The sequence below is a fragment of the Actinoplanes awajinensis subsp. mycoplanecinus genome (assembly GCF_001509495.1).
Classification (GTDB): Bacteria; Actinomycetota; Actinomycetes; order Mycobacteriales; family Micromonosporaceae; genus Actinoplanes; species Actinoplanes palleronii.
On the sequence record NZ_LLZH01000279.1, the window covers coordinates 14,387 to 36,637 of the forward strand.

A 22,251-nucleotide genomic window follows, 5' to 3' on the forward strand; every position below is an offset into this window, starting at 1 on the left:
GGCGGGAATTCCCGCATCCCAGGCAGGTGTAACAGCGGCGGCCGGCACGCCGCCGCTGATTCTCCACGCGTGTTCAAAAGGAAACGTACAGCTCTTTCAAACCTTTGAAACCGACAAATCGAGGACAGTTTCTTTCGTCCTTTGCAAGACCTCGTCTTCTGTCACCGTGATCGGTCTTTCGCCGTGGAGATCGGACCGGACTACGGCAGTGATCCCGGATCCAGGGTGGCGCGCTTGACGTTTTCGGACAGCCGTTTGCAGGACAGATTCGGCGACGCGTAGCCGCGGTGCTCGATCACCCAGAGCAGCGGCCGCCTGCCGGAGGGCTGGACCCGGTTCAGGTGGCAGAGTTCGCGATACCGGATCCCGGCGGTCGGTATGCGGCGCAACCGGCGGTCGCCGGCGGTCACCACGGTGGTCCACGGTTCCGCGTCGCTGAGCACGTGACCGACGATCTGCCGGCACCCGGGCGCGTCGAGCAGGGTCACCGGGCGGCCGGCGAAATCCGTGGCGCCGATCGTCATGGCGCACCGGGGGCCCTGCTCGTAGACGACGACCTCGACCGGCAGCCAGAGGTTCGTCATCGTCTGCAGCAGGATGGCCAGCACCATGATCAGGAAGGTGGGCAGGACCATCCGGAACGTGATCAGACGGCGCCAGTGCCGCGCCGCCGCCTGCCGGACCGCCCCGGCGGCGCGCGGCCGGGCGGGCGCCGGTTTGCGCAGCATCAGCAGCGCGTCGCCCACGGTCGACAGGGCGAACAGGCCCAGCATGATCCCGGCGACGATCAGCGTCTCCTGCCAGAGGTACGGCCACGGCGACGCGCCGACCGCGACCACCGCCACCCCGAGCGCCAGCATGATCACGAACGGGGGACCGCCGGTGCGCCACTGGTGCAGCGCGTAGACCACCAGCGCCAGCGCCAGCAGCGGGAAGAGCTGATAGCTGTACGACACCATCGACCCGAGGAACACGTTGATCGGGGCGGTGGTGAGCAGCGCCGCCGCCGTGGTCAGCGAGAAGTACGCCGCGGCATAGGCCTTGAGCATGGTGAACGCGATGAGCGCGACGGCGCCGTAGGTGGCGGCGTGCTGCAGATCGGGCAGGCCGCCGCCCGGCCGGCCGGTGTGGTGCTGTTCCGGTTCGCGGTCCGGTTCGCGCTCCGGTCCCATCTCGACCACCGCCGATGCGTCAGGCCGGCATCCACGCTACCGGCGCGCACCTTGGCGCAACAGAGCCGGCCCGTCGTTTCAGGACTCGTAGCGGAACCGGGAGACCAGGGTGTGCAGGTCGCTGGACATCCGGGCCAGCTCCGCGGTGGCCTGCTGGGCCTGGCCGACGCCGTCGGTGGTGTGCTGGGCGGCCAGCGCGACGGTGGTGACGTTCGCGGCGATGCCCTCGGTGCTGATCGCCGTGTCGGCGATGCTGCGGTTCATCTCGGCGGTGGTCGCGGTCTGCTCCTCGACGGCCGCGGCGATCGTGGTCTGGTACTCGTTGACCCGGGCGATGACCGTGGCGATCTCCGCGATGGCCAGCACCGCGTTCTCGGTGCCGCAGCGGATCGCGTCGACGCGGCGGGTGATGTCCTCGGTGGCCCGGGCGGTCTCCTGGGCCAACTCCTTGACCTCACCGGCGACGACGGCGAAACCCTTGCCGGACTCGCCGGCCCGGGCCGCCTCGATGGTGGCGTTGAGGGCCAGCAGGTTCGTCTGCGCGGCGATCGACGTGATCGTCGCGACCACCTCGCTGATCTCGCGGGACGACTGGCCGAGCGTGGTGATGGTGGCGTTGGCGGCCTCGGCCGCCTGCACCGCGGACGCGACGACCGCGGTGGCCTGACCGGTCGACTGGGCGATCTCACGGATCGAGGCGCCCATCTGCTCGCTGCCGGCCGACACGGTCTGCACGTTGAGCGACACGTGCTCGGTGGCCGCGGCGACCGCCTGCGCCTGGGCCGCCGACTCCTCGGCGGACGCGGCGATCTGGTCGGCGGTGCTCGACACCTGCTCCGCGGCGGCGGCCAGCGACGTCGCCGACCCGTCGATGGTGCGCATCGCGGTGCCCAGCGCGCTCAGGCTCTGCCGCAGCGCGGTGGCCATCGCGGCGATCTCGTCGCGGCCGGTGACGGTCACCGGCGAGGCCAGGTCACCGTCGGCCAGCAGGACCAGCCGCCGCCGGACGCTGTCGACCGGCCGGGTCACCGACCGCGTGACGACCAGGGCCAGCCCGGCGGCGATCAGCGCCGCCACCGTCCCGGCACTCCAGATCAGGGCGTCCCCGGTGCGCTGCGCCGCGGTGGCGCTGCTGCGCGCGGCGGCGAAGTCGGCGCCGGCGGCTGCCGCGACCGTGTCCAGGTGCGTGCCGATCTGCTGGAAGATCTCGATCTCCTGACCGATCACGAGCACGTTCGCCGCGGTGCGCGCCGCCGTGGTGTCCCGTCGGTACAGCGCGGCGATCTGCGTGTCGACGGTCAGGAACTGCGCGGCCAGCGCCGCGATGCTCTGCAGCTCGGTGCGCGTCGCCGTGCTCGTGGCGCTCGTGGTCGCGGTGGCCACCGTCGTCTGGAACGTCCGGATCGAGGTGAGGAACGCCGCGCGTGACGCCCCGCTGTCCTGCGCGGCGTCCGCGACCCCGCGCAGGGCGTCGAACGCGTACGCGGTCTGCCAGCCGTTGAAATCGGCGGACGAGAACTTCGCGTCCTTGAGCAACTCGACGAACTGCTGGGTCTGCTCCATCCGGCTGGCCGCGGCGCCCTGCCGCGCCGCGGTGAGGATCGCGGTCGCCATCACGACGAGCAGCAGCACGATGACAGTGGCGAAGGCAGTGGCCAGGCGTGCACCGAGTCGCAGCCGGTTCAGGAAGGTCACTGTCGCACTGTCGGCGGACCCCGCCGACATTTGATGACCGTTGCGTAGTTGTCAGGGAGCAAAGGCCGCGGAGTGCACTGCAGGGCGCCGGCCCGCAGCGCTTGCCTGGACCGAACGGTCCGGCGACGGGATAGGCTCCGCCGATGAGCGACACACCGCCGGCGGAGCCGCCCCGCAAACGCCGGAGGAGCGCGCAGGGCGAAGCGACCCGGCGGCGGATCCTCGAGGCCGCCGACGAGCTGATGTTCAAGCGCGGCGTCACCGCGACGAGCATCGACGACATCCTGCTCGCGACCGGCACCAGCAAGTCGCAGCTGTACTCGCACTTCGGCGACCGGGAACGGCTGGTCCGTGCCGTCGTCCGCCACCGCGGCGACGTGGTGCTCGAACGCGAACACGGCCGGCTGCAGCGGCTGAGGACGTTCTCCGGGCTGGTCCGCTGGCGAGACGCGCTGGTCGAGGCGAACAAGCTCAACGGCGGCGCCTTCGGCTGCGGGCTCGGCTCGATGGCCGCCGAACTCGCTGATCAGGACGAGCAGTCCCGGGTCGCCCTCGCCGAGACGTTCGCGCGCTGGCAGCAGCTGCTGTCCGACGGCTTCGTCCGGATGCAGAAGAGCAACGTGCTGCGCGACGACGCCGACCCCGAGACGTTGGCGACGTTTCTCATGGCGGCGCTGCAGGGTGGTTACCTGCTGGCCGAGGCCGCACACAGCGTCGCGCCGATGGCCGTCGCGCTCGACATGGCGTTGGAGCAGGTCAGGTCGTACCTGGTGAGCACCCCGGCTGCATGAACTCGCCGCTGCCGGCCGGGACGCCCCCACCACGGGGCATCCCGGCCGGCGCCAGCGCTCAGCGCGCGGTGTTGAGCGCGATCACCTTGGCGATCAGGCCGTTGCCCGGGAAGTCGAGCATCAGCATGCCGGTGCGGACCACCGGGGTGTGCACCTCCGGGCCCTCGTTCAGGTAGGTGAGCAGGAACGGGTTCACGCCCTGCACGCCGTACGCGCCGCCGGCCACCTGCTGGGGCTGGGCGAAGATGCTGGAACCGCTGGCGAAGTTGACGTACATGGTGCCGCGGTCGGCGGCGCTGGTGACGTCCAGGAAACGGCGGACCTGGTCGCGTTTGGTGGTGATCGCGCCGACGCTGGAGACCGTGTACTCGTCCTGGACGTAGGTGGACGAGCCGTCGTGCCAGCCGGCGAACTGGGACAGGCCGTAGTGCTCGATCACGCCGCCACGGGGTCCGTTCAGGACGGCCAGCACCACCCTGCCGCGCACGGCGGCCAGCGACGGGGTGGCGGCGCCGGTCGCGCGGGTCACCGACGGCTGCCAGAACAGGTTCGGGTACCGGGCCGTGTAGCTGTCGAAGATGTCGGCGAAACCGGCCTGCCCGGACACGTCGGTGCACGAGCCGAGCTCGCCGGTGCACTCCTGCTTGAGCCGCAGCACCACCGTCTCGCCCGGGTGCGCGGCCAGGAACGCGGCGAGCCTGCCGAGCACGTCGTCGAAGTTCGCGTTCTGGTACGTCGCGCCGTGGTGGATGGTGAACGTGTTGCCGGTGTTCACCCGCGCCCGGATGTCGATCATCCGGATGCCCGCGGTGAGCTGCCGGGCCAGGGTGCCGCCGCTGTCGCCGAAGTCCTCCTGGGTCTGGGTGAGGATGCCGCCGTGCGTGGACAGGGTCTCGTGGGTGCCGGGGATGGAGAGCGCGGCCAGACTCGTCGCGCCGGGCAGCGGCGCCATCCAGTCGGGGTTGGTCGCGGCGCTCAGCGTGCGATACGACGCGTCGGCGGCGAGCGCGGGACGTGGTGTGACAACGAGGGCGGTGAGAACGCAGAGCGCGACAGCCAGAGAGCGTTTCATGCGAGTGATTCTCATCTATGCCCGGCGTTCTGGTGAAGACTCGACACGTGAAGATCATCTTTTCGCCATGTGGGGGTCGCTCCGGGTGACGGGGGTGTGCATACGGTCGGTTGCCATGAGTGCGCTGCCCCGCTGGGCCGACCCCGCCGTACCGGAAAAGGAATTGGATCCGCAGGGTCTGAGCCGTCGCGGCATGCTGCGCCGCGCGGGGTTGTTCGGAGCGGCCTTCGCCGCGGCCGCAACCCTGCCCGCAGCGGCCCGGGCGGCCGCGAGCGAGAGCAACGACGAGCAGGAGTTCGTCTACCTGGTCGGCGACCACCACGTGCACACCCAGTACAGCCACGACGCGAAGTACACCCTCGCCCAGGCGGCCCGGCGCGGCGCGCAGCACGGCCTGGACTGGATGGTCTGCACCGAGCACAGCAACCTCGGTCACGACACCACCGGCGCCGCCCTCGAGCACGCCGACATCCTGAACGCCCGCGCCGAGAACCCGCGAACGAGGCCCTGGCCGTCACCGCGATCCGCTGGCTCGCCGCGCAGAAAGCCGCCGGCTACCTCGACGACGCCCTGATCCTGGCGAACCACCCGTCCCGGCTGGGCATCGACTCCCCGCACGAACTGCGCGCCTGGCGCGACGCCGCCCCGGACCTCATGATCGGCATGGAGGGCGCTCCCGGCGCACAGGGCGCGGCCCTGCCCGGGCTACGCGGCGCCACAAGTGTGCGCGGCGAGTACGAGAACAAACCGTCCGCCCAGTCCCACCCCGGCTACCCGGCCGAGGCGTACCTGACCTACGGCGGCTTCGACTGGATGACCGCCACCGTCGGCGGGCTGTGGGACGCGCTGCTCGTCACGGTGGCCGGCTCGTCACGCCCGAACTTTTTCGGCGCGCTGCCCCGGCTCGCCCACCTCGACATGATCCGCGGCGCGGTCACCGGCCGCCCGGCCGACCCCGACACGTGGCGCGCGCCGCAGACCCGGGTCGTGCAGAGCGTCGACGTCAGCCGGCGCACCGGTACCTACACGGTGCGGATCCCGCTCGGCCCGGTCACCGCACCGGGCTACGTGCGGGTGCGCGGCTCGGACGGTCACCGGCACGGCGCCGGCCTGCTGGGTGCCCGCGTCGACCCGCACGGGCCGATCGCGCACCCGCCCGGCGACGGCGATCCGTGGCTCGACACCTGGCTCTACACCAACCCGATCTTCATCGAGGTGGCGTGACAGTGGTGTGGCAGTGGCCACGAAATCGGCAATGGGCCACCACATGGCGTTTCCGGCCCGTAACTTTGAGGGCTGCCCCGGGCGGCTCGGCGCCGTGCGCCTGACAGACGACCAGCCGGGGGCGGAGATGGAGCGCGCACCGGTGACCGTGACCACGGATCTGCGACTGATCGAGCTTGCCGAGACCGAGACCGCTCCGGAGGCGCCGGCACTGTTCCGGTCCCGATCCGCGCCGATACGCCGGACCCTGCTCGACATCCTCGACGCGACAGTACGCGACCACGGCGGCGCCCCGGCCATCGACGCCGGTGGCACCGGGCTGACCTACCGTGAGCTGGCCGGTGAGGTCGAGGCGGTGCGCGCGACGCTGTCCGGGCACGGTGTCGGGGTCGGCGACCGGGTGGGCATCCGGATCTCGTCGGGTTCGGCCGAGCTCTACCTGGCGATCCTCGGGGTGCTCGCGGTGGGCGCGGCGTACGTGCCGGTCGACGCGGACGACCCGGCCGAGCGCGCCGAGCTGGTCTTCGCCGAGGCGGACGTCTGTGCCGTGCTCGGTGACGGGCTGAGTGTGACGCTCCGTCGTACCCCGGACGGCCGCCCCGGACGACCGGAACCGACCGACGACGCCTGGATCATCTTCACCTCCGGGTCGACCGGCACCCCGAAGGGCGTGGCGGTCTCGCACGGCGCCGCCGCCGCGTTCGTCGACGCCGAGGCACAGCTGTTCCTGGTCGACGACGGCACCGAGCCGCTCGGGCCGCCCGACCGGGTCCTCGCCGGCCTGTCGGTGGCCTTCGACGCGTCCTGCGAGGAGATGTGGCTGGCCTGGCGGCACGGCGCCTGCCTGGTGCCGGCCGCGCGCTCGCTGGTGCGCAGCGGCGTCGACCTGGGCCCGTGGCTGGCCGAGCAGCGCATCACCGTGGTCTCCACGGTGCCGACGCTCGCCGCGCTCTGGCCGGTCGAGGCCCTCGAGGACGTCCGGCTGCTGATCTTCGGCGGGGAGGCGTGCCCGCCCGAGCTGGCCGAGCGGCTCGCGGTCGAGGGCCGCGAGGTCTGGAACACCTACGGGCCGACCGAGGCCACCGTGGTCGCCTGCGCGGCCCGGCTCACCGGTGAGGGCCCGGTCCGGATCGGCCTGCCCCTGGCCGGCTGGGAACTCGTCGTGGTCGACGCCGCCGGTGACCCGGTCGCGATGGGCGGGACCGGTGAGCTGGTCATCGGCGGGGTGGGCCTGGCCCGTTACCTGGACGCCGGCAAGGACGCCGAGAAGTTCGCGGCGCTGCCCTCGCTGGACTGGCCGCGCGCCTACCGCAGTGGTGACATCGTCCGCGCCGAACCCGAAGGACTGCTGTTCCTGGGCCGCGGCGACGAGCAGGTCAAGCTCGGTGGCCGCCGGATCGAGCTGGGTGAGGTCGACGCCGCCCTGCAGGCGCTGCCCGGGGTGGCCGGCGCGGCCGCCGCGGTGAAACGCACCGCGGCCGGCAACCAGCTGCTGGTCGGCTACCTGGTGGCCCGCGACGGCTTCGACCTGGCCGCCGCGACCGAACGGATCCGCGAGCAGCTGCCGGCCGCGCTGGTCCCGCTGCTCGCCGTGATCGACGACCTGCCGACCCGCACGTCCGGCAAGGTGGACCGGGCCGCGCTGCCCTGGCCGCTGGCCGTCGCGGCCGGTGCCGAGGCCGAGCTGACCGAGGCCGAGCAGTGGCTGGCCGGCGGGTGGGAGCAGATCCTCGGGGTACGCCCGGGCGACGGCGGCGCCGACTTCTTCAGCAACGGCGGCAGCAGCCTGAACGCGGCGCAGCTGGTCGCCTGGATCCGGCTGACCTACCCGCAGGTGTCGGTCGCCGACGTCTACCAGAACCCGCGGCTCTCGCAGATGGCGTCGGTGCTCGGCGCGCTGGGCGCGGAGGCCAAGGCGCGCCGCACGGTGCGGCCCACGCCCCTGCGCGCCGGGTTCGTGCAGGCGTTGCTGCTGCTGCCGATGCTCGCGCTGGTCGGGTTGCGCTGGGTCACCGTGCTGGCCGCGGTCGGCAAGGTGCTCGCCCTGATCACCGTCGCGGAGTGGGCGCCGCAGGTCTCCTGGTGGTGGATCGCGGCGGGCTGGCTGCTGCTGTTCAGCCCGGCCGGGCGGATCGCGGTCGCGGCCACCGGCGCACGGATGCTGCTGCGCGGCGTCGGGCCCGGCAAGTACCCGCGCGGCGGGAGTGTGCACCTGCGGCTCTGGGCGGCCGAGCGGCTCGCCGAGCTGACCGGTGCGAACGGTGTCGCCGGCGCCGGCTGGATGATCACGTACGCGAAGCTGCTCGGTGCGCGGATCGGCCGCGACGTCGACCTGCACTCCGCGCCGCCGGTCACCGGCCTGCTGAAGATGGGCCGGGGCGCGGCGATCGAGCCGGAGGTCGACCTGTCCGGCTACTGGGTCGACGGGAACGTGGTGCGGGTCGGCATGGTGCGCGTCGGCGCCGGCGCCAAGGTCGGCTCCCGCAGCACGCTGATGCCCGGCGCCCGGGTCGGCAAGGGCGCGAAGATCGGCGCGGGTTCGACGGTGACCGGCGCGGTCCCGGCCGGTCGGCGCTGGGCGGGCTCGCCGGCCGCCCCGGTCACGGACAAGGACGCCGAGGGCTGGCCGGTGCAGCGCCCGGACCGGCACCGGCTCGGCGCGAAGTTCTGGGTGGCCGCGTACAGCCTGACCGCGCAGCTGCTCGGCCTGGTCCCGGCGGTGGCCGCGCTGCCGGCGCTGGCGCTGCTCGGCTGGGCTGTCGACGGCCGCCCGGCGCTGCAGGCCGCGCTGATCGCCGTCCCCGGCGCCTCGATCGCCTACCTGGTCACCTACGCCCTGGTGGTGCTGGTGTCGGTGCGGGTGCTCAGCATCGGCCTGCGCGCCGGTTTCCACCCGGTGCAGGGCCGGGTGGCCTGGCAGGTGTGGACGACCGAACGCCTGATGGGGATGGCCCGGACCGCGCTGTTCCCGATGTACGCCAGCCTGTTCACCCCGGTCTGGCTGCGCCTGCTCGGCGCGAAGGTCGGCCGCGGTGTGGAAGCGTCCACGGTGCTGGCGCTGCCGGCCATGACGACCGTCGACGACGGCGCGTTCCTGGCCGACGACACCATGGTCGCCACGTACGAACTGAGCCACGGCTGGCTGCGGGTCGCCCCGGCCCGGATCGGCAAGCAGGCCTTCCTCGGCAACTCCGGGATGGCCGCGCCCGGCCGGTCGGTGCCGAAGCGGGGCCTGGTCGGCGTGCTCTCGTCGGCGCCGCACAAGGCGAAGAAGGGCTCGTCGTGGCTGGGCGCCCCGCCGATGCCGCTGCGTCGTACCGTCGAGGCGGCCGACACCAGCCGCACCTTCGCCCCGCCGCTGCGCCTGAAGGTGGCCCGGGCCCTGATCGAGCTGTGCCGGGTCATCCCGGTGATGTGCGCCGGCGCGCTGGCCATCGTCGTGCTCGCGGCGCTGGCGCTGATCTGGCGGACCGGTGGTGGCGGGGTGGCCGTGCTGGCCGCCGGGCCGGTGATGCTGGCCGCGGCGATCGTGGCGGCGCTGACCGCGACGGGCGCCAAGTGGCTGCTGATCGGCCGGTTCACCGTCACCGACCGGGCGCTGTGGACGTCGTTCGTGTGGCGCAACGAGCTGGCCGACACGTTCGTCGAGGTGCTCGCCGCGCCGTGGCTGTTCCGCTTCGCGAACGGCACGCCGCTGCTGACCCTGTGGCTGCGCACGCTCGGCGCACGCATCGGCCGCGGTGTCTGGCTGGAGACGTACTGGCTGCCCGAGTACGACCTCGTCACGCTCGGTGCCGGTGCGACGGTCAACCGGGGGTGCGTGGTCCAGACCCACCTGTTCCATGATCGAATCATGAGCATGGACGAGGTGACTCTGGGCGCGGGCGCCACGCTCGGCCCGCACGGGATCGTGCTGCCCGGCGCGAGCATCGGCGCGCGCACCACGGTGGGACCGGGCTCGCTGGTCACCCGCGGTGACGCCGTGCCCGACGACAGCCAGTGGCTCGGCAACCCCATCGCCGCCTGGTCCGCGACGGCGTCGCGGCGGCGGTGACCCCGCCGGCAGGGCCGGTCGGCGCCACACCGGGCGCCGACCACTCGGCCGACGGGTACCTGCCCCGGCACGGCAACGGCGGCTACCGGGTGCTGCACTACGACCTCGACCTGGACTACCGGGTGCCGGCGAACCGGCTGGCCGGCAAGGCCGTGATCACGGCGCGGGCGTCGCAGTCGCTGTCCCGGTTCACCCTCGACCTGGGTCGCTTCCGGGTGCAGGACGTGCGGGTCGACGGGCGTCCGGCGAAGTTCGAGCACCGGCCGGACAAGATCCGGATCCGTCCGGAGAGTGCCATCGGTCACGGCGCCACCTTCAAGATCGAGATTCGGTACGCGGGGAAGCCGGTGCCGATCACCGACCGCTGGGGTGACATCGGCTGGGACGAACTGACCGACGGGGCGCTCGTGGCGAGCCAGCCGATCGGAGCGCCGTCCTGGTTCCCGTGCAACGACCGGCCCGACGACAAGGCGACGTTTCTGGTGACGGTCACCACCGCCACCCCGTACGCGGTGGTGGTCACCGGTGACCTGGTCACCCGGCGGCGCGGCGCGGGCACCACCACCTGGGTGTACGAGCGCAACGAGCCGACCGCCCCGTACCTGATGAGCGTGCAGGTCGGCCGGTACGAGCTGGTCGAGCTGGCCGCCGGGCGGGTGGTGCAGCGCGCCGCGATCCCGCCCCGGCTGCGCACGCTGTTCCGGCACGACTTCGGCCGGCACGGCGAGATCATGATCGCGTTGGAGCGGCTGTTCGGCCCGTACCCGTTCCGCGAGTACGTCGTGGTGGTCGCCGACGACGACCTGGACGACCCGATCGAGGCGCAGGGCATGGCGGTGTTCGGGCGCAACCACGTCGACGGGCGGCGCACCCACGAACGCCTGGTCGTGCACGAACTGGCCCACCAGTGGTTCGGCAACAGCCTCACGGTGGCCGACTGGCGCCACATCTGGCTCAACGAGGGCTTCGCCACGTACGCGGAATGGTTGTGGTCCGGCGCCTCCGGCGGACCGTCCGCGGCCGCCCACGCGGCCCGGTGGCACGCCTGGGCCGCGGCGCAGCCCGCGGACATCACCGTCGCCGACCCGGGTGTGGACCGGATGTTCGACCCGCTGGTCTACAAGCGCGGCGCGCTGACCCTGCACGCGTTGCGCGCGCGGCTGGGTGAGGCGTCGTTCTTCGCGCTGGTCCGCTCGTGGGTCGCCGAGCACCAGCACCGGACGGTGACCACCGAGCAGTTCCGGATCCACGCCGCCCGGTTCTCGGCCCGCCCGCTGGACGACCTGTTCACCGCGTGGCTGGACCGGCCGGCGTTGCCGCCGCTGCCGCGCTGATCCGGGCACGCGCTCAGTAGTTCCCGGCCGGGTGCCGATGCTGGGCGTCGAGGCAGGCGCTGGTGCACCTGGGGCCGGCCTTCGGCCAGGGGTATCACTTCCACCGCCCGTTGAAACCGATCGCGGCGGCCGAGGCCCTGCGCGCCGTCATCCGCACCGCCTGACGCGGCATCCGCCGTGCACCGGCTTTTCTCGCCGGCTCGCTGTTGGTCACGAGCTGGTCCGACGACCCAGCGAGATCCGCAGCGGGTCGTCACCGGCGAGATGCAGAAGGCCCTCTTTCTCGGCGACCACCAGCGCTTCGCCTACGGCACTGCTGCTGACGAGAAGCCGCCTGGCCAGATCGTCGATGCTGGTCTCCAGCGGCAGCCGGGGCGTCCACCTCAGGAGCGCTTCGATGTCCCCGGCCACGCCGGCCAGCTGGTCGCCGGTCTCGGAGCTACGGGCGAACCAGACGGGCGGCTCGCTGACCGGATCCGGCCAGAACTGGATCAGCCAGTGGTACCGGGCGCCGCCGGCCGGGCGGCGTGCGACGCGTACCCGGAACCACTCGGTGTCGCCGAGGAGCAGGTCGGCTTCGCCGTAGCCACCGGTCACGGTGGTCAGGGTCAATTCGCCTGAGCTCGATCGGAACGGTGTTTCGAGGACGTCGTCAGCATCGGCCCGCTCGGCCGGGGGCGACACGTCGTGCAACTCCAGCCGAACGGTGTGATCGGACAGTCCGTCGGCCTGAGCGGCGATCCAGCCGGCACCCGATCCGGCGAATGCCCCGGTCGGCATGTCGCCGCGATCGCGGTGATGCGGGATCTGTGGGTCCTCGCCCGGGTCCCACGCCTGGCTGGTGTCCGCAAGGATCATGATCCCGTAGTCCGGACAGTAGTCGTCGGTTTCGAATGCCCGCAGCACCGCCACGAGGCCAGGCTACAACTGCCCTGACCGTCAGCGGATCACTCGCAGAATTGGGGGTGATTGGTGATGTGGGTGACGAGCCCGGAACCGTCCGGCTTGTCGCCGGTCCAGAAGACGTCCGGCTCCGCCGTCGTGAAGATCTCGAACAGGCCGAACATGTCGTTGTACTTGCCGGTGGCGTCCGGGATCGACGACAGGGCATCCGGCACGCTCGTCCGGGTGCTCACGCCGTACGGCAGGACGACCCGGTCAGTCAAGGCTCCCGGGCGGACACTCCACCCGGCGACCGTCTCGGCCGCGCCCGCCTCCGACGCCACCGTCACGGTCAGGTTCTGCCAGTCGAGGGCGCGTTCCTTGACCGTGGTCGGCCCGGCCAGCTCGCACGGCTCGACGACGGTCACCCGGGTGGGTGCGCCGAACAGGGCGGTCAGCTCGGACTGCATCGTCGCTGCCGGCCCGCCGTTCGGCACGCTCCCGACCGCGCCGGCGGTGAGGGTGAGCGACGCGGCGGAGTCCGACGCCGGATCGATCTTCTCGGGGCCGGCCTGGCAGCCCGCCAGCGGAATCAACATGATCAATGCCACTGCTTTCAGCGTATGCAAGCCGATTCCTGTTCTGAGTGGAGTTCAAGGAGATCCCATCGAATTGATCAATTCGATCGTCCTTCCGGTCGGTGTGCGGCCACCGGCGACCGGCGGAAAGCGCCGAAAGACGTACCACGGCTGGCTGATCCGATGTAGATCGTCGCGATCATGCGGGCGTAGTGTCGGCGCCCCAAGCCTCAACCGCCTGATGAGGAGGCCGGTGACGAATCCGCTGCATTTCGCGCTGATCGTGGGCATAAACCGGTATCCAGGGCTGAACAACCGGGACATCACCAGTCCCAGCAGTAACGCCGCGGCATTCCAGGAGTGGCTCTGCCAGGAGTCCGGTGGCGGCCTGCCCCCGGGGAACGTCCACACGGTGCAGGTCAGTACCCCTGCCGACGACAGCGGTGATCCGGCGCGGGCGCTGCCGAACCAGGCGGCGATCGACACCGGTCTCGAACTTCTGCAGCAGCGGGCGGAGAAGGCGACGCGCGGCAACGAGACGCGATGGGCGACGACCCGGCTGTACCTGTTCTGGACCGGACACGGCATCCTGCCCAGCCACCCGGGCACCGGGGACCGCCCGCTGGCGGCCCTGCTCACCGCAGACACCCGGGAGATCACCCCGGGCGCCCATGTCGACATGGGCGGTTACCTGGGATACCTCACTCAGCGGGCGGCTTTCCGGGAGGTCGTGGCGTTCGCGGACTGCTGCCGGAAACTACTGGACGTCGCACCCCGAGGTCCGAGCCTGCGTCCCCCGGCCGGTCCGCGCCGCACCGTTGTGACCTTGGCCGGCTACGCCGCCGACGCCGACGACCCGGCATTCGCCCGGATCTACGACACCGACGAGCATCAGGCCCGTGGTGTCTTCACCGCGGCGCTGCTGGACGTCCTCAGCGACTGGGCCGGCATTCGGGCCGCCGCGCCGGGCGTCAACGCGGTCAACCTTTTCAACGATCAGATGCCCCGGCGGATGGCCGATCAGCTGCACCAGCGTCGCCAAGATCCGGTGTTCTACAGCAACAACGTGGCGGACGTGACCTTCGGATCCGGGCACGAACCTCCGGTCTGCACCGTCCGGCTCCGACTTCCTCCGGATGCGCAGGACGTCGTCCTCGTCGATAGTGGGTACAGCCCGTTGGCCGAGTGGCGCCACGCACCGGCGACGGTCGATCTCAAATTGCGGCGGGGTCTGTATCAGCTGACGGTCGGCGGATCCGGCCACGGCCTGCGCAACGACGGCCTGTTCGCGGTCTCCGGGGGTGAGTGCGTTGTCGCCTTCTGACCCGCGGGCACGGCTGAGCGTCGACGTGTTCCCGTCGGTGAGTCAGGTGACGCTGTGGGACGGCCACCTCCGGCCGGTCTTGACCACCGTCGGCGCTGGGCCCACCGAGCTGGAGCCGGGCATCTACGCGCTCGACGTCGGGGTCGGCCCGACCGAACGGCACCTGATCGCGCTGCAACCGGGTGAGGAAAACCGGTTACGGTACGAGATCGTCTTTCCGTCGGTCGCCCCGTTGCGGGGTGCCGAGCCGGACCCGGAGACCGCGGCGTTGCACCGGTCGCTCACGACGCAGGTCGGCCCGCGCGATCCGGAGCAGGCCGGCCTGGTCGTGGTGACCCGCACCGGTTCCGCCGACGCGCCGCCGTCATCGCGCGAGGGCGGCGTCGAGGTACGGGCGGCCGACCAGTCGGTGGTGCTGCGCACGACGGCCGGCGGTGTGCTCGCCGAGGAGATTCCCGCGTTGACGCCCGGGCCGTACACGCTGCGCTTCGACGGGGCCCCGGCCAGCCACGAGGTGCCGCTCTGGCTGCCCGCCGGGTGGCGCACCACGGTCTTCGTCAGCGGCACGGATCCGGACAACGCGGTGGTCGCCAGCACGGTGCACCTCACCCGGGCGGGCCAGGCCTGGGATCCGGGCAGCGACGCGAACGCCAGTCTGGAAGCGGCGATGTCGTACCTGCGGCGCGGCTACGAGCCGCCGGCCCGCTCCGTCGAGGTGGACCTGCGGCTGGTCGAGCAGAACCCGTACCTCGGGGTCGCCCTCGCCCATCTGCTCGAGCCGAAGGAGCAACCGGACTACCTGGATCGGCTGCTCGGACTGCTCGGCGAGCTCATCCCGGGCCACCCGGACCTGGTGGCGCTGCTGGTGCGGCAGAACCCAGCCACCGAGGCCGAGCTGCCGCTGACCTGGCCTCCGCTGTTCGCCCGCGGGACTCGGGCCGTGGCCCGGGCAGCGATCAGCCGCGAGGAGGTGCTCGGCGCCGGTTCCGCGGCCGAGGCCGCCGCGGTGGTGATGACCGGGCGTGGCGCGTGGACCGCCTGGCCGGCCGGCGACGTGCGGGAGCCAGCGGTCGCCCGGCAGGTTCAGGAACGCATCGCCGTCCATCTCGCCCTGGTCGCGGCCGGTCACGGCGTGTCGCGGAGCATGGCGGCCGACTGGTTCGACGCCGCACAGTTGGCCGAGGCCACCGCGCTGCCGCTCGGCGTGGTCACCGCCTGGTGGGCGCAGCACCGCGCACAGGCCACCTGGGACGACCTCGTCGCGCGCATCCACGGCCTGCTCGGCGTGGCGGATCCGGCCGCGCCGGTCGCCGGCGACCCGGTGAGCGTGGAGATGATTCCCGATTCCGGCGGTACCAGCGGGACGCTCGCGCTGCACGGCGACGCGACGCTGGCCGCGCCCGACCTGTTCGACGTGCCGATCGCGGTGACCGGTCAGGACAACGACATCCGGGTGCACTGGTTCGGACTGGATCAGGCGATCCGCGTCCCGCTGCGGGCCGGTCGGCTCGAGGCCGGGATCTCCACCACCCTGCGCTATCGCGACACCGTGCTCGCCCACGTCCCGCGGCCGGTGCTGGCCGGGGTGGGCGCGGACTCCGGCATCACCGAGCGGCGCCGGCTCGACCTGCCCTCAGGACTGGGCGTGAGCCTGCGGGTGCAACCGGATCGCCGCCTGCACGTGCAGGTCACCAGCTCGGTGCCCGCGCACGCCGGCCGGTACGTCGCCGTGCTGGCGCAGTACAGCGCCGCGGCCGGCGACGAGACCTTCTTCCTGATTCCGCTGATCCCCGATGAGGACACCGAGAGCGCCTACGGGGCGGTCGTGCTCGACCGCCGCGCCGGGGTGGAGATCTTCACGGCGTTCGCGCCCACCGACCCGGCCGACCCGGCCGTGCTGCGCACGACCCTGCGGTACGCCGACAACTGGACCCGGCGCGGTCTCGCCGCGATCCTCGACGCCACCGGCGACAGCGGACAGGCCCCGCGGTGACGGCGGTCCGGCCGCTGAGCGCGCTGCGCAGCTGGCTGCCGAGCCTCTGGCGCCTGCGGCGAGTGGTGCGGGTGCCGGTCGTCTACTACGGCACCGACGCGACCATGCACCGGCGCGATACCAGCGGCACCGCCGTGCTGGTCCTGCGCCGTCTCCCGGCGTCCCACCCCGACCCGTCGCTGCCCTTCGTCGAGCGTGTCGTCGCCCACGACCCGTCGGGACCCGCACCGGACGCCGCCTTCACCGGGAGCCTGGCCGCCGTTGCGGCGTGGGCGGAGGGCCAGGAACGGCTGCCCGCCGACGCCGCTGTGAGCTGGGAACTGCTCTCCAGCACTGATGGGTCGCGGTTGCGCGCCGCCGGTGCCTCCTACGGCGCCGCGCTCGCGATCGGCATCGCCTACCTGTTCGGTCTCACCGGCTCGGCACGCCGCCGGCTTTCCGGGCGCGCGATCGCCAGCGCGGCGGTACGACCGGACGGGTTGCTGAGCGGGGTCGGCGGTGTCGACGAGAAGAGCGCGGCGATACCACCGGACTTCGCGTCCTTCCTGGTGACACCGGACGACCGCAGCCAGGCCGTCGGCTCCGCACCCGCACACCTCACGGTCACCACCGTCCGTTCGGTCCCGGAGGCGATCACGCAGAGTCGGCTGCGCCGCTCCCGGGGCGTCGCGTGGCTCGCCGGACTGCTCGCCGCGACCCTGATCTCCGCCGTCGTCGTGGACCGCCAGCTCGACGCCGCCGAGCAGGACACCCGCCGCGACATCGCGGTACGCGCCGCGGGTGTCGCCGAACTCGCCACCGTGAGCCAGCCGGACCGTGCCGGGCTGCTGGCCGTGGCCGCGCAGCGCCTGCTGCCCGGCGACCCCCGCGTCGACCGGGCACTGCTGCGGATCGGCAACGTCGACGCGCGGCTGGCGGCGGTCCTGCCGGGCGCCGGCGCCGGCGTCACCGCCCTGTCCTACTCCACCGACGGTGAGGCACTGGCGGTCGCCGCCGGCACCGGCGTGACCGTCTGGCGGATCGACTCCGGCAAACCGCGGCACCTGTGGAGCGGAACACTGCCGGGCCGGGCGTCCGCGGTCACCTTCGCCGGCTACGACCGTACCGTCGTCGGCGCCGACGAATCCGGCAACGTGCTGACGTGGGCCCGCGACTCGACCGGCGGGCCGGGACAGCCGCTCGGCCAGGTCGGCGGCCCCGTGGCGGCGCTCGCGGCCGCCCCCGACGGAGGCACGGTCGCCGCCGCGGTCACCGGCAAGGGCGCGCTGGTCTGGGACCTGGCGCGCCGGACACCCGGGCGGATCGTGCTCGCCGGACCGCAGGTGACGAGCCTGGTCTTCACCGACAACACCACCCTGGTGGCCGGGCAGGACCGGCCGGCCGCCGGCAACACCCTGGTCGCCGTCGCGCTGGCCGACGATCACCGGCGCGACGTGCTGATCGAGACGAAGCGACTCTTCGGCTCCGCCGTCACCGCGCTCACGGTGGACCCGGCACACCGCTGGCTGTACTCCGGACATCTGCACGGTGAGGTCCGCCGCTGGAACGCCGCGACCCTGCGAGAACCGCGGCTCCTCGACGTCGGCGACCCGGTCGGCGGGCTGGCCGCCACCCGCGAGCACGGCCTGATGGTGGCGACCACCGGCCTGCTGCTGGGCGGTACCGTCGACCCGCGGGCCAGCGGCAGCACCGTGGCGCCGTGGAACCCGGTGACCAGAAAGCGCATCACCAGCGCTTTCGGCGGTGCGGACTTCGAGGGCCTGACCTCCGTGGTCACCGCGGACACCCGCACCGGGCTCACCGCGATCGGTTCCGAGGGCGGATCGGTCACCCTGTGGCGTCCCCTCACCGAACCCGCCGAGGGCGACGGCATCAACGCGATGGCCACCGACCCGACCGCCACCGACACCGTGCTCGTCCTGCGCGACGACAGCCGGCTGCAGCGCTACCGGCCGGCGTCCGGCACCCTCGAGGACCTCTCGGCGGCGACCGCCGGGGTGTACGGCGTCTCCTTGGCCACCCGCCCGGACGGACAGCAGATCGCCGTCGGCTACTCCGGCGGGCGCGTCGAGCTGCGCACTGCGCCGTTGACCGCGCCGGGCCGGATCCTGCAGGCCGGCGGGCCCGGCGAGAACATCATCAGCCTGGCCTACAGCTCGGACGGACACCTGCTCGCCACCGGCAGCTGGGACGGTGCCGTCACCGTGTGGGACACCGCGACGGCCCGGATGCTGTGGCGCGACCGCGGCTCACCACGCGCGATCACCGCTGTCGCGTTCACCGCCGGGGACAGCACCGTCCTGATCGGCACCGCCGACGGGCGGCTGCGGGCCCGGGCCGTCGCCGGCGCTCCCGGCGCTCCGGACCTGATCACGGTCACCCCGAAGTTCCCGCCGTATCTGGTGCATCCCACCCGCCACGGGATGCTGGTCGGGCAGGCCGACGGCACCGTGACCTACGCCGACGCCGAGCTGCGGCTGGGCACCCGGCTGCGGTTCGACCCGGAGGGCGCCGCCATGGTCGCCGCCGAACTCCCGTCGGCTGATCTGCTGCTGATCGGTACGGACGACGTCCGCGGCATCCTGGTGGACGCGACGACCGGCACCGAGCTGTATCGCTTCACCACCGCGGACACCGACTCCCGGGCCGTCCGCGCGGTGGCGTTCACCGGCGACGGCCAGTACGCGGTGATCGGCAGCATGGGCGGCTTCCTCGGTACGGCCGCCCTCGACCCGGCCGAACTGACCCGCCGCATCTGCGCCTACGTCGGGCGAGGGCTCACCCCGGCCGACACCGGCGACGCCACGGAGATCACCCGGAGGGTGGACGCGCTGTGCTGACCGAGCCCGCCTCGGCCGACGCGGCCGACGCCTTCACCGACGCGCTGCTGCGCGATCGGGGTTTCGACCGGAACCGCGGCGACGAACTGGTCTTCGTCCTCTGCGGATCGGACGGCAGCTGGGTCGACGCGTGCGCCGCGGCGGCCCGGGCCGGTGACCCGGCGATCGCGCGGTTTTGTTCGCCGGACGGCCCCCGTACCTGGATCATCAGAACCATCGCCAAGTACGGCCCGGACGACGCGGACACCCGGGCCCTGGCGGTCTGTCACGCCGCGCACGCGGTCCAGCTGACCGGGGCCGGCGAGACCGAGCGGGCCCGGTCAGCGCTGCTGCGCGCGGCCGAACTCTGGGCCGGTGCCGGCACACCGGTGACCCTGGCGTCGACGCACCCGCCGATGCACGACGACCCGATCCGGGCGAGTTTGCTCGCCGCGCATCCCGGTCTGCCCTGGACCGAGGTGTACGACCTGGTCGGCCGGCTCGACGCCGGCACCCCGGAGCCGAAGCCCGCCACCCACATGACCGTGTTGCTCGACGACCAGCCGGACACGATGTGGGGTGACCTGCATGCCGAGGCCGTCACCGGGCTCGGCGAAGTGATCTGGCCGAGCCCGGTCGCGATGGCGTTCAGCCCGGTGCCGCCGGCGCTGCGCGAGGCCACCGAACAGGCCTTCCGCTGGGCGCGGGCGCACGAGAACTTCACGCCGGGCACCGGTATCCGGTGGTGGCTCACCGACGACCGTGGCCGGCCCGCCGGCACCGCCACCCGGATGGCCGCGGCCATGGCGGTGACGATCGCCCACGAGGCGCGGTTGCGCAAACGTGCCGGGCGCCTCGATCCCCGGGCCGCGATCCTCGCCGGGATGGACCCGGGCGGGCGGCTGCGGCCGGTCGCCGCGGTGCCCGCCATCGGCAGCGGTCGCGTCCGCACACTGCTGCTCGCCGACGAACAGGAGCCCGTCGTCACCGGGGACGGGGTGCGGGAACGCCGCGTGCGTACCGTTGATCAGGCCGTTTCCGCCGGGCGTGAGCCCCGCCCCCGGCGGGTGGCCGTCACCGTCGCCGCCCTCACCGCGCTCGTGGTCCTGGTCGCCGGCCTGGTGTTCTGGCAGGTCGGCGTGGGCCGCGCCGCACGGGAACGCACGACGCTCGCCACCCAGCTGGCCTCGGCGGCCCGGTCCGCACCACCATCGCAGCAGGTGGACGGCATCCGCAAGGCGCTGGCCGCCCTGGCGGTGCAACCCGGCAGCAAGCCGGCGCGCGACACGCTGCTGGCCACGGCGCTCGCCGATCTCCGCAGGCTGCGCCTGCTCGACGTCGGAGCGGCGGCCGGACACCGGCGGGTGGTACTCGACGCCCACGGCACCCGGGTCGCCGTCGCCGACGATCGCGGTCTGAGCCTCTGGGACGTCACGACCGGGAGCCGGCTGCCGCTGGATGTGCCGTCCGGCGCCACCGTCACCGCCGTCGGCTTCGGGCCGCAGGAGCAGCTGGTGACCGCGGCAGCCGACGGCACGCTCACCCTCTACACCGCAGCGGGCCGGGTAGCGGCCCGGCGCAGTGTGCACCCCGCACCGACCGCGCTGACCGTCGTCCCGCGCGGGGACGCGGTGGCGGTCGGGGACGCCGGCGGCACCGTGACCCTGCACGACCTGCGGGACCTGACGCCGCGGCGGAGCCTGCGCACCACCGCGGGCAACGCCATCGCGTCGATCGGGTTCACCACCGACGGCGGTCACGTCGCGGCCACCGGATCCGGCCGGACCGTGCACACCTGGCGGATCGACGGGACCGAGGCGAGGCGCGCGCCGCTGACCGGTCCGGGTTCGTTCGTCGACTACGACAACACCAACACCTATGTACGGGTGCTCAGTGCGCCGAGCAGGTTCAGCGTGTTCACCGCGGCCGACATGACGCTGGCGCGGGTCGCCTCGGCGCTGGTGGGCAGTCCCGGAATCGCCCGGCACCACGGCACGAACGACCTGTTGATCGCGGCGAGCAACTCGGTCATGGAGGTGAACGGCTGGCCGAGCGAGAAGAAGGGTCCACTGACACAGAGCCTCACCGGCGGTGGCGTCTACGCCCGCGGCGCACTGGTCGACAACGTGATCGCCACCAGCGAGGACGGCAAACGCCTGGTCACCCAGCTCGACGAGGCCACCCTCGTGGTCTACGCGGACATCGAGGTGACGCCGTCTCCGTGGCCGGGCCGGCCGCAGCTGATTGCTCAGGTGTGGGACCTGCCCGACCCGCGCCGGCAACTCGCCGTCACCGGGTTCGCCCTCGGCAACACCCAGGTCTACACCGTAGACCGTGACAGCCGCGCCAAGATCGACGGTGGTGCGGCCGAGGGGAGTGCGAAGGTGTACCGGGCGGCGTACAGCCCGGTCCAGCATCTGGTGGCGGTTCCTCTGAACTCGACGGCGACGGTCGGACTCTGGTCCGTGACCGATGACGGCATGCTGACTGGCATACCGGCCCGGTTCGGCGTCGGTGAGGCGCCGACCGCTGTCGCCTTCGACGACGTGCACCGCACCCTGCTCGTCGGCTACCGGCGGCGGCTGGTCACCTACGACATGACCGATCCGCGGGAGCCCCGGCTACGTCTCGATCAGCAGCTGGAACATACGATCACCTGCCTGTCGGTGGATCCGCCGGCCTCCGCTGTCGTCACCTGCGGCGCGGGCGGCCTGCGACGCCTGCCGCTGGACGACGGCGGCCTGCCCGACGGGAGCGGGGCCGCCGACCCGCTGGTCGACTCCCGCCGGATCGACGAGGCCGTCGCGGTGTCCGCCACCACCGTGATCGCGGGATCCCGCAACGGCACCTCGTATCTCTACCGGCAATCGTCGGGGCGATGGCAGGTGATCCCGCTCAAGGGACACGGGGGAGTGAGCACGTCGGTCAACGCCACCGGGGGAATGCTGGTCAGCGCGGGCGACGACGGCACCCTGGTGATCTCCGACGGAACCACCGGCGCCACGCTGGCCACCAGCCAGGTGGGGAGGACAAACCGGACCAGCGGGATCTCCGTCGCCGGTTCCACCGTCCGCATCCACGACTCCATCGACGGAGATCGCATCGACCTCGACCTGTCCCCGCAGGCCGTCCAGCGCCGAGCCTGTGACCTGCTGGGATCTGCCTCGGCCCGGCTGACCGTCGCCGACGCGGCCGCGGACACCCCGGACGAATACCGCACCCTTGCGTTGTGCCCCGCCCCGCGGTGACATCGGCACCGGCGGGCGATGACGCCGCCACGCAGCGTCAGTCCACACTGCTCACGTTCACCACA

At 72.6% G+C, this 22,251-nt stretch carries 14 protein-coding genes; 9 read left to right on the plus strand and 5 right to left on the minus strand.

What is annotated here, in order from left to right; genetic code table 11:
- Positions 1 to 200: 200 nt before the first annotated feature.
- Both ADL15_RS27835 and ADL15_RS27840 read right to left on the minus strand, forming a co-directional pair.
- Positions 201 to 1,172, minus strand: coding sequence for a hypothetical protein (locus ADL15_RS27835; RefSeq protein ID WP_157441644.1), 972 nt, complete (start codon positions 1,170 to 1,172; stop codon positions 201 to 203).
- 78 nt (positions 1,173 to 1,250) lie between these two features.
- The gene (locus ADL15_RS27840; protein WP_232344372.1) at positions 1,251 to 2,867 is read right to left on the minus strand and encodes a methyl-accepting chemotaxis protein; all 1,617 of its coding nucleotides are present in this window, start codon (positions 2,865 to 2,867) and stop codon (positions 1,251 to 1,253) included.
- A gap of 143 nt (positions 2,868 to 3,010) precedes the next feature.
- Here ADL15_RS27840 and ADL15_RS27845 point away from each other — a divergent pair, with 143 nt between their 5' ends.
- Complete coding sequence (locus ADL15_RS27845; protein WP_067697363.1) at positions 3,011 to 3,658, plus strand: TetR/AcrR family transcriptional regulator; 648 nt, start codon at positions 3,011 to 3,013, stop codon at positions 3,656 to 3,658.
- A gap of 58 nt (positions 3,659 to 3,716) precedes the next feature.
- Here ADL15_RS27845 and ADL15_RS27850 read toward each other — a convergent pair whose 3' ends face one another.
- Complete coding sequence (locus ADL15_RS27850; RefSeq protein WP_067697365.1) at positions 3,717 to 4,730, minus strand: phosphatidylinositol-specific phospholipase C; 1,014 nt, start codon at positions 4,728 to 4,730, stop codon at positions 3,717 to 3,719.
- Positions 4,731 to 4,845: 115 nt separating this feature from the next.
- Between ADL15_RS27850 and ADL15_RS55680 the strand changes: the two genes are divergently transcribed.
- The 4 genes from ADL15_RS55680 (at position 4,846) to ADL15_RS27865 (ending at position 11,342) form a co-directional block, all read left to right on the plus strand.
- A complete protein-coding gene (locus ADL15_RS55680; RefSeq protein ID WP_232344374.1) occupies positions 4,846 to 5,304 on the plus strand; it encodes a hypothetical protein in 459 nt (152 codons plus the stop codon).
- A gap of 89 nt (positions 5,305 to 5,393) precedes the next feature.
- Positions 5,394 to 5,954, plus strand: coding sequence for a hypothetical protein (locus ADL15_RS55685; RefSeq protein WP_232344376.1), 561 nt, complete (start codon positions 5,394 to 5,396; stop codon positions 5,952 to 5,954).
- Between the two features lie 142 nt (positions 5,955 to 6,096).
- Entirely contained in the window at positions 6,097 to 10,008 is a 3,912-nt protein-coding gene (locus tag ADL15_RS27860; RefSeq protein ID WP_067697488.1) for a Pls/PosA family non-ribosomal peptide synthetase, read from the plus strand.
- Positions 10,005 to 11,342, plus strand: coding sequence for a M1 family metallopeptidase (locus ADL15_RS27865; protein ID WP_067697490.1), 1,338 nt, complete (start codon positions 10,005 to 10,007; stop codon positions 11,340 to 11,342). The genes ADL15_RS27860 and ADL15_RS27865 overlap by 4 nt, the downstream gene beginning before the upstream one ends.
- A gap of 210 nt (positions 11,343 to 11,552) precedes the next feature.
- Here ADL15_RS27865 and ADL15_RS27870 read toward each other — a convergent pair whose 3' ends face one another.
- Both ADL15_RS27870 and ADL15_RS27875 read right to left on the minus strand, forming a co-directional pair.
- Positions 11,553 to 12,254 carry a hypothetical protein gene (locus ADL15_RS27870; protein ID WP_067697367.1) on the minus strand — a complete coding sequence of 234 codons (702 nt, stop codon included), beginning with the start codon at positions 12,252 to 12,254 and terminating at the stop codon, positions 11,553 to 11,555.
- A 35-nt stretch (positions 12,255 to 12,289) separates the two neighbouring features.
- Complete coding sequence (locus ADL15_RS27875; protein ID WP_067697369.1) at positions 12,290 to 12,823, minus strand: hypothetical protein; 534 nt, start codon at positions 12,821 to 12,823, stop codon at positions 12,290 to 12,292.
- A gap of 232 nt (positions 12,824 to 13,055) precedes the next feature.
- On the opposite strand from ADL15_RS27875, the gene ADL15_RS27880 reads away from it, so the two are divergent.
- The 4 genes from ADL15_RS27880 to ADL15_RS27895 are packed head-to-tail and all read left to right on the plus strand — an operon-like array spanning position 13,056 to position 22,186.
- A complete protein-coding gene (locus ADL15_RS27880; protein WP_067697371.1) occupies positions 13,056 to 14,126 on the plus strand; it encodes a caspase family protein in 1,071 nt (356 codons plus the stop codon).
- Positions 14,113 to 16,119, plus strand: a complete 2,007-nt coding sequence (locus tag ADL15_RS27885) for a hypothetical protein (RefSeq protein WP_157441645.1) — start codon at positions 14,113 to 14,115, stop codon at positions 16,117 to 16,119. The genes ADL15_RS27880 and ADL15_RS27885 overlap by 14 nt, the downstream gene beginning before the upstream one ends.
- Complete coding sequence (locus ADL15_RS27890; protein WP_067697375.1) at positions 16,116 to 18,959, plus strand: WD40 repeat domain-containing protein; 2,844 nt, start codon at positions 16,116 to 16,118, stop codon at positions 18,957 to 18,959. Before ADL15_RS27885 ends, ADL15_RS27890 begins: the two co-directional genes overlap by 4 nt.
- The gene (locus tag ADL15_RS27895) at positions 18,953 to 22,186 is read left to right on the plus strand and encodes a WD40 repeat domain-containing protein (RefSeq protein ID WP_067697377.1); all 3,234 of its coding nucleotides are present in this window, start codon (positions 18,953 to 18,955) and stop codon (positions 22,184 to 22,186) included. The genes ADL15_RS27890 and ADL15_RS27895 overlap by 7 nt, the downstream gene beginning before the upstream one ends.
- Positions 22,187 to 22,251: the final 65 nt, after the last annotated feature.

What these genes read in the sequence shown, in the direction of transcription:
- ADL15_RS27835 (WP_157441644.1), bottom strand. Translation starts at nt 1,172, where the DNA reads ATGGGACCGGAGCGCGAACCGGACCGCGAACCGGAACAGCACCACACC.
- ADL15_RS27845 (WP_067697363.1), top strand. Translation starts at nt 3,011, where the DNA reads ATGAGCGACACACCGCCGGCGGAGCCGCCCCGCAAACGCCGGAGGAGC.
- ADL15_RS27850 (WP_067697365.1), bottom strand. Translation starts at nt 4,730, where the DNA reads ATGAAACGCTCTCTGGCTGTCGCGCTCTGCGTTCTCACCGCCCTCGTT.
- ADL15_RS55680 (WP_232344374.1), top strand. Translation starts at nt 4,846, where the DNA reads ATGAGTGCGCTGCCCCGCTGGGCCGACCCCGCCGTACCGGAAAAGGAA.
- ADL15_RS55685 (WP_232344376.1), top strand. Translation starts at nt 5,394, where the DNA reads ATGGAGGGCGCTCCCGGCGCACAGGGCGCGGCCCTGCCCGGGCTACGC.
- ADL15_RS27875 (WP_067697369.1), bottom strand. Translation starts at nt 12,823, where the DNA reads ATGTTGATTCCGCTGGCGGGCTGCCAGGCCGGCCCCGAGAAGATCGAT.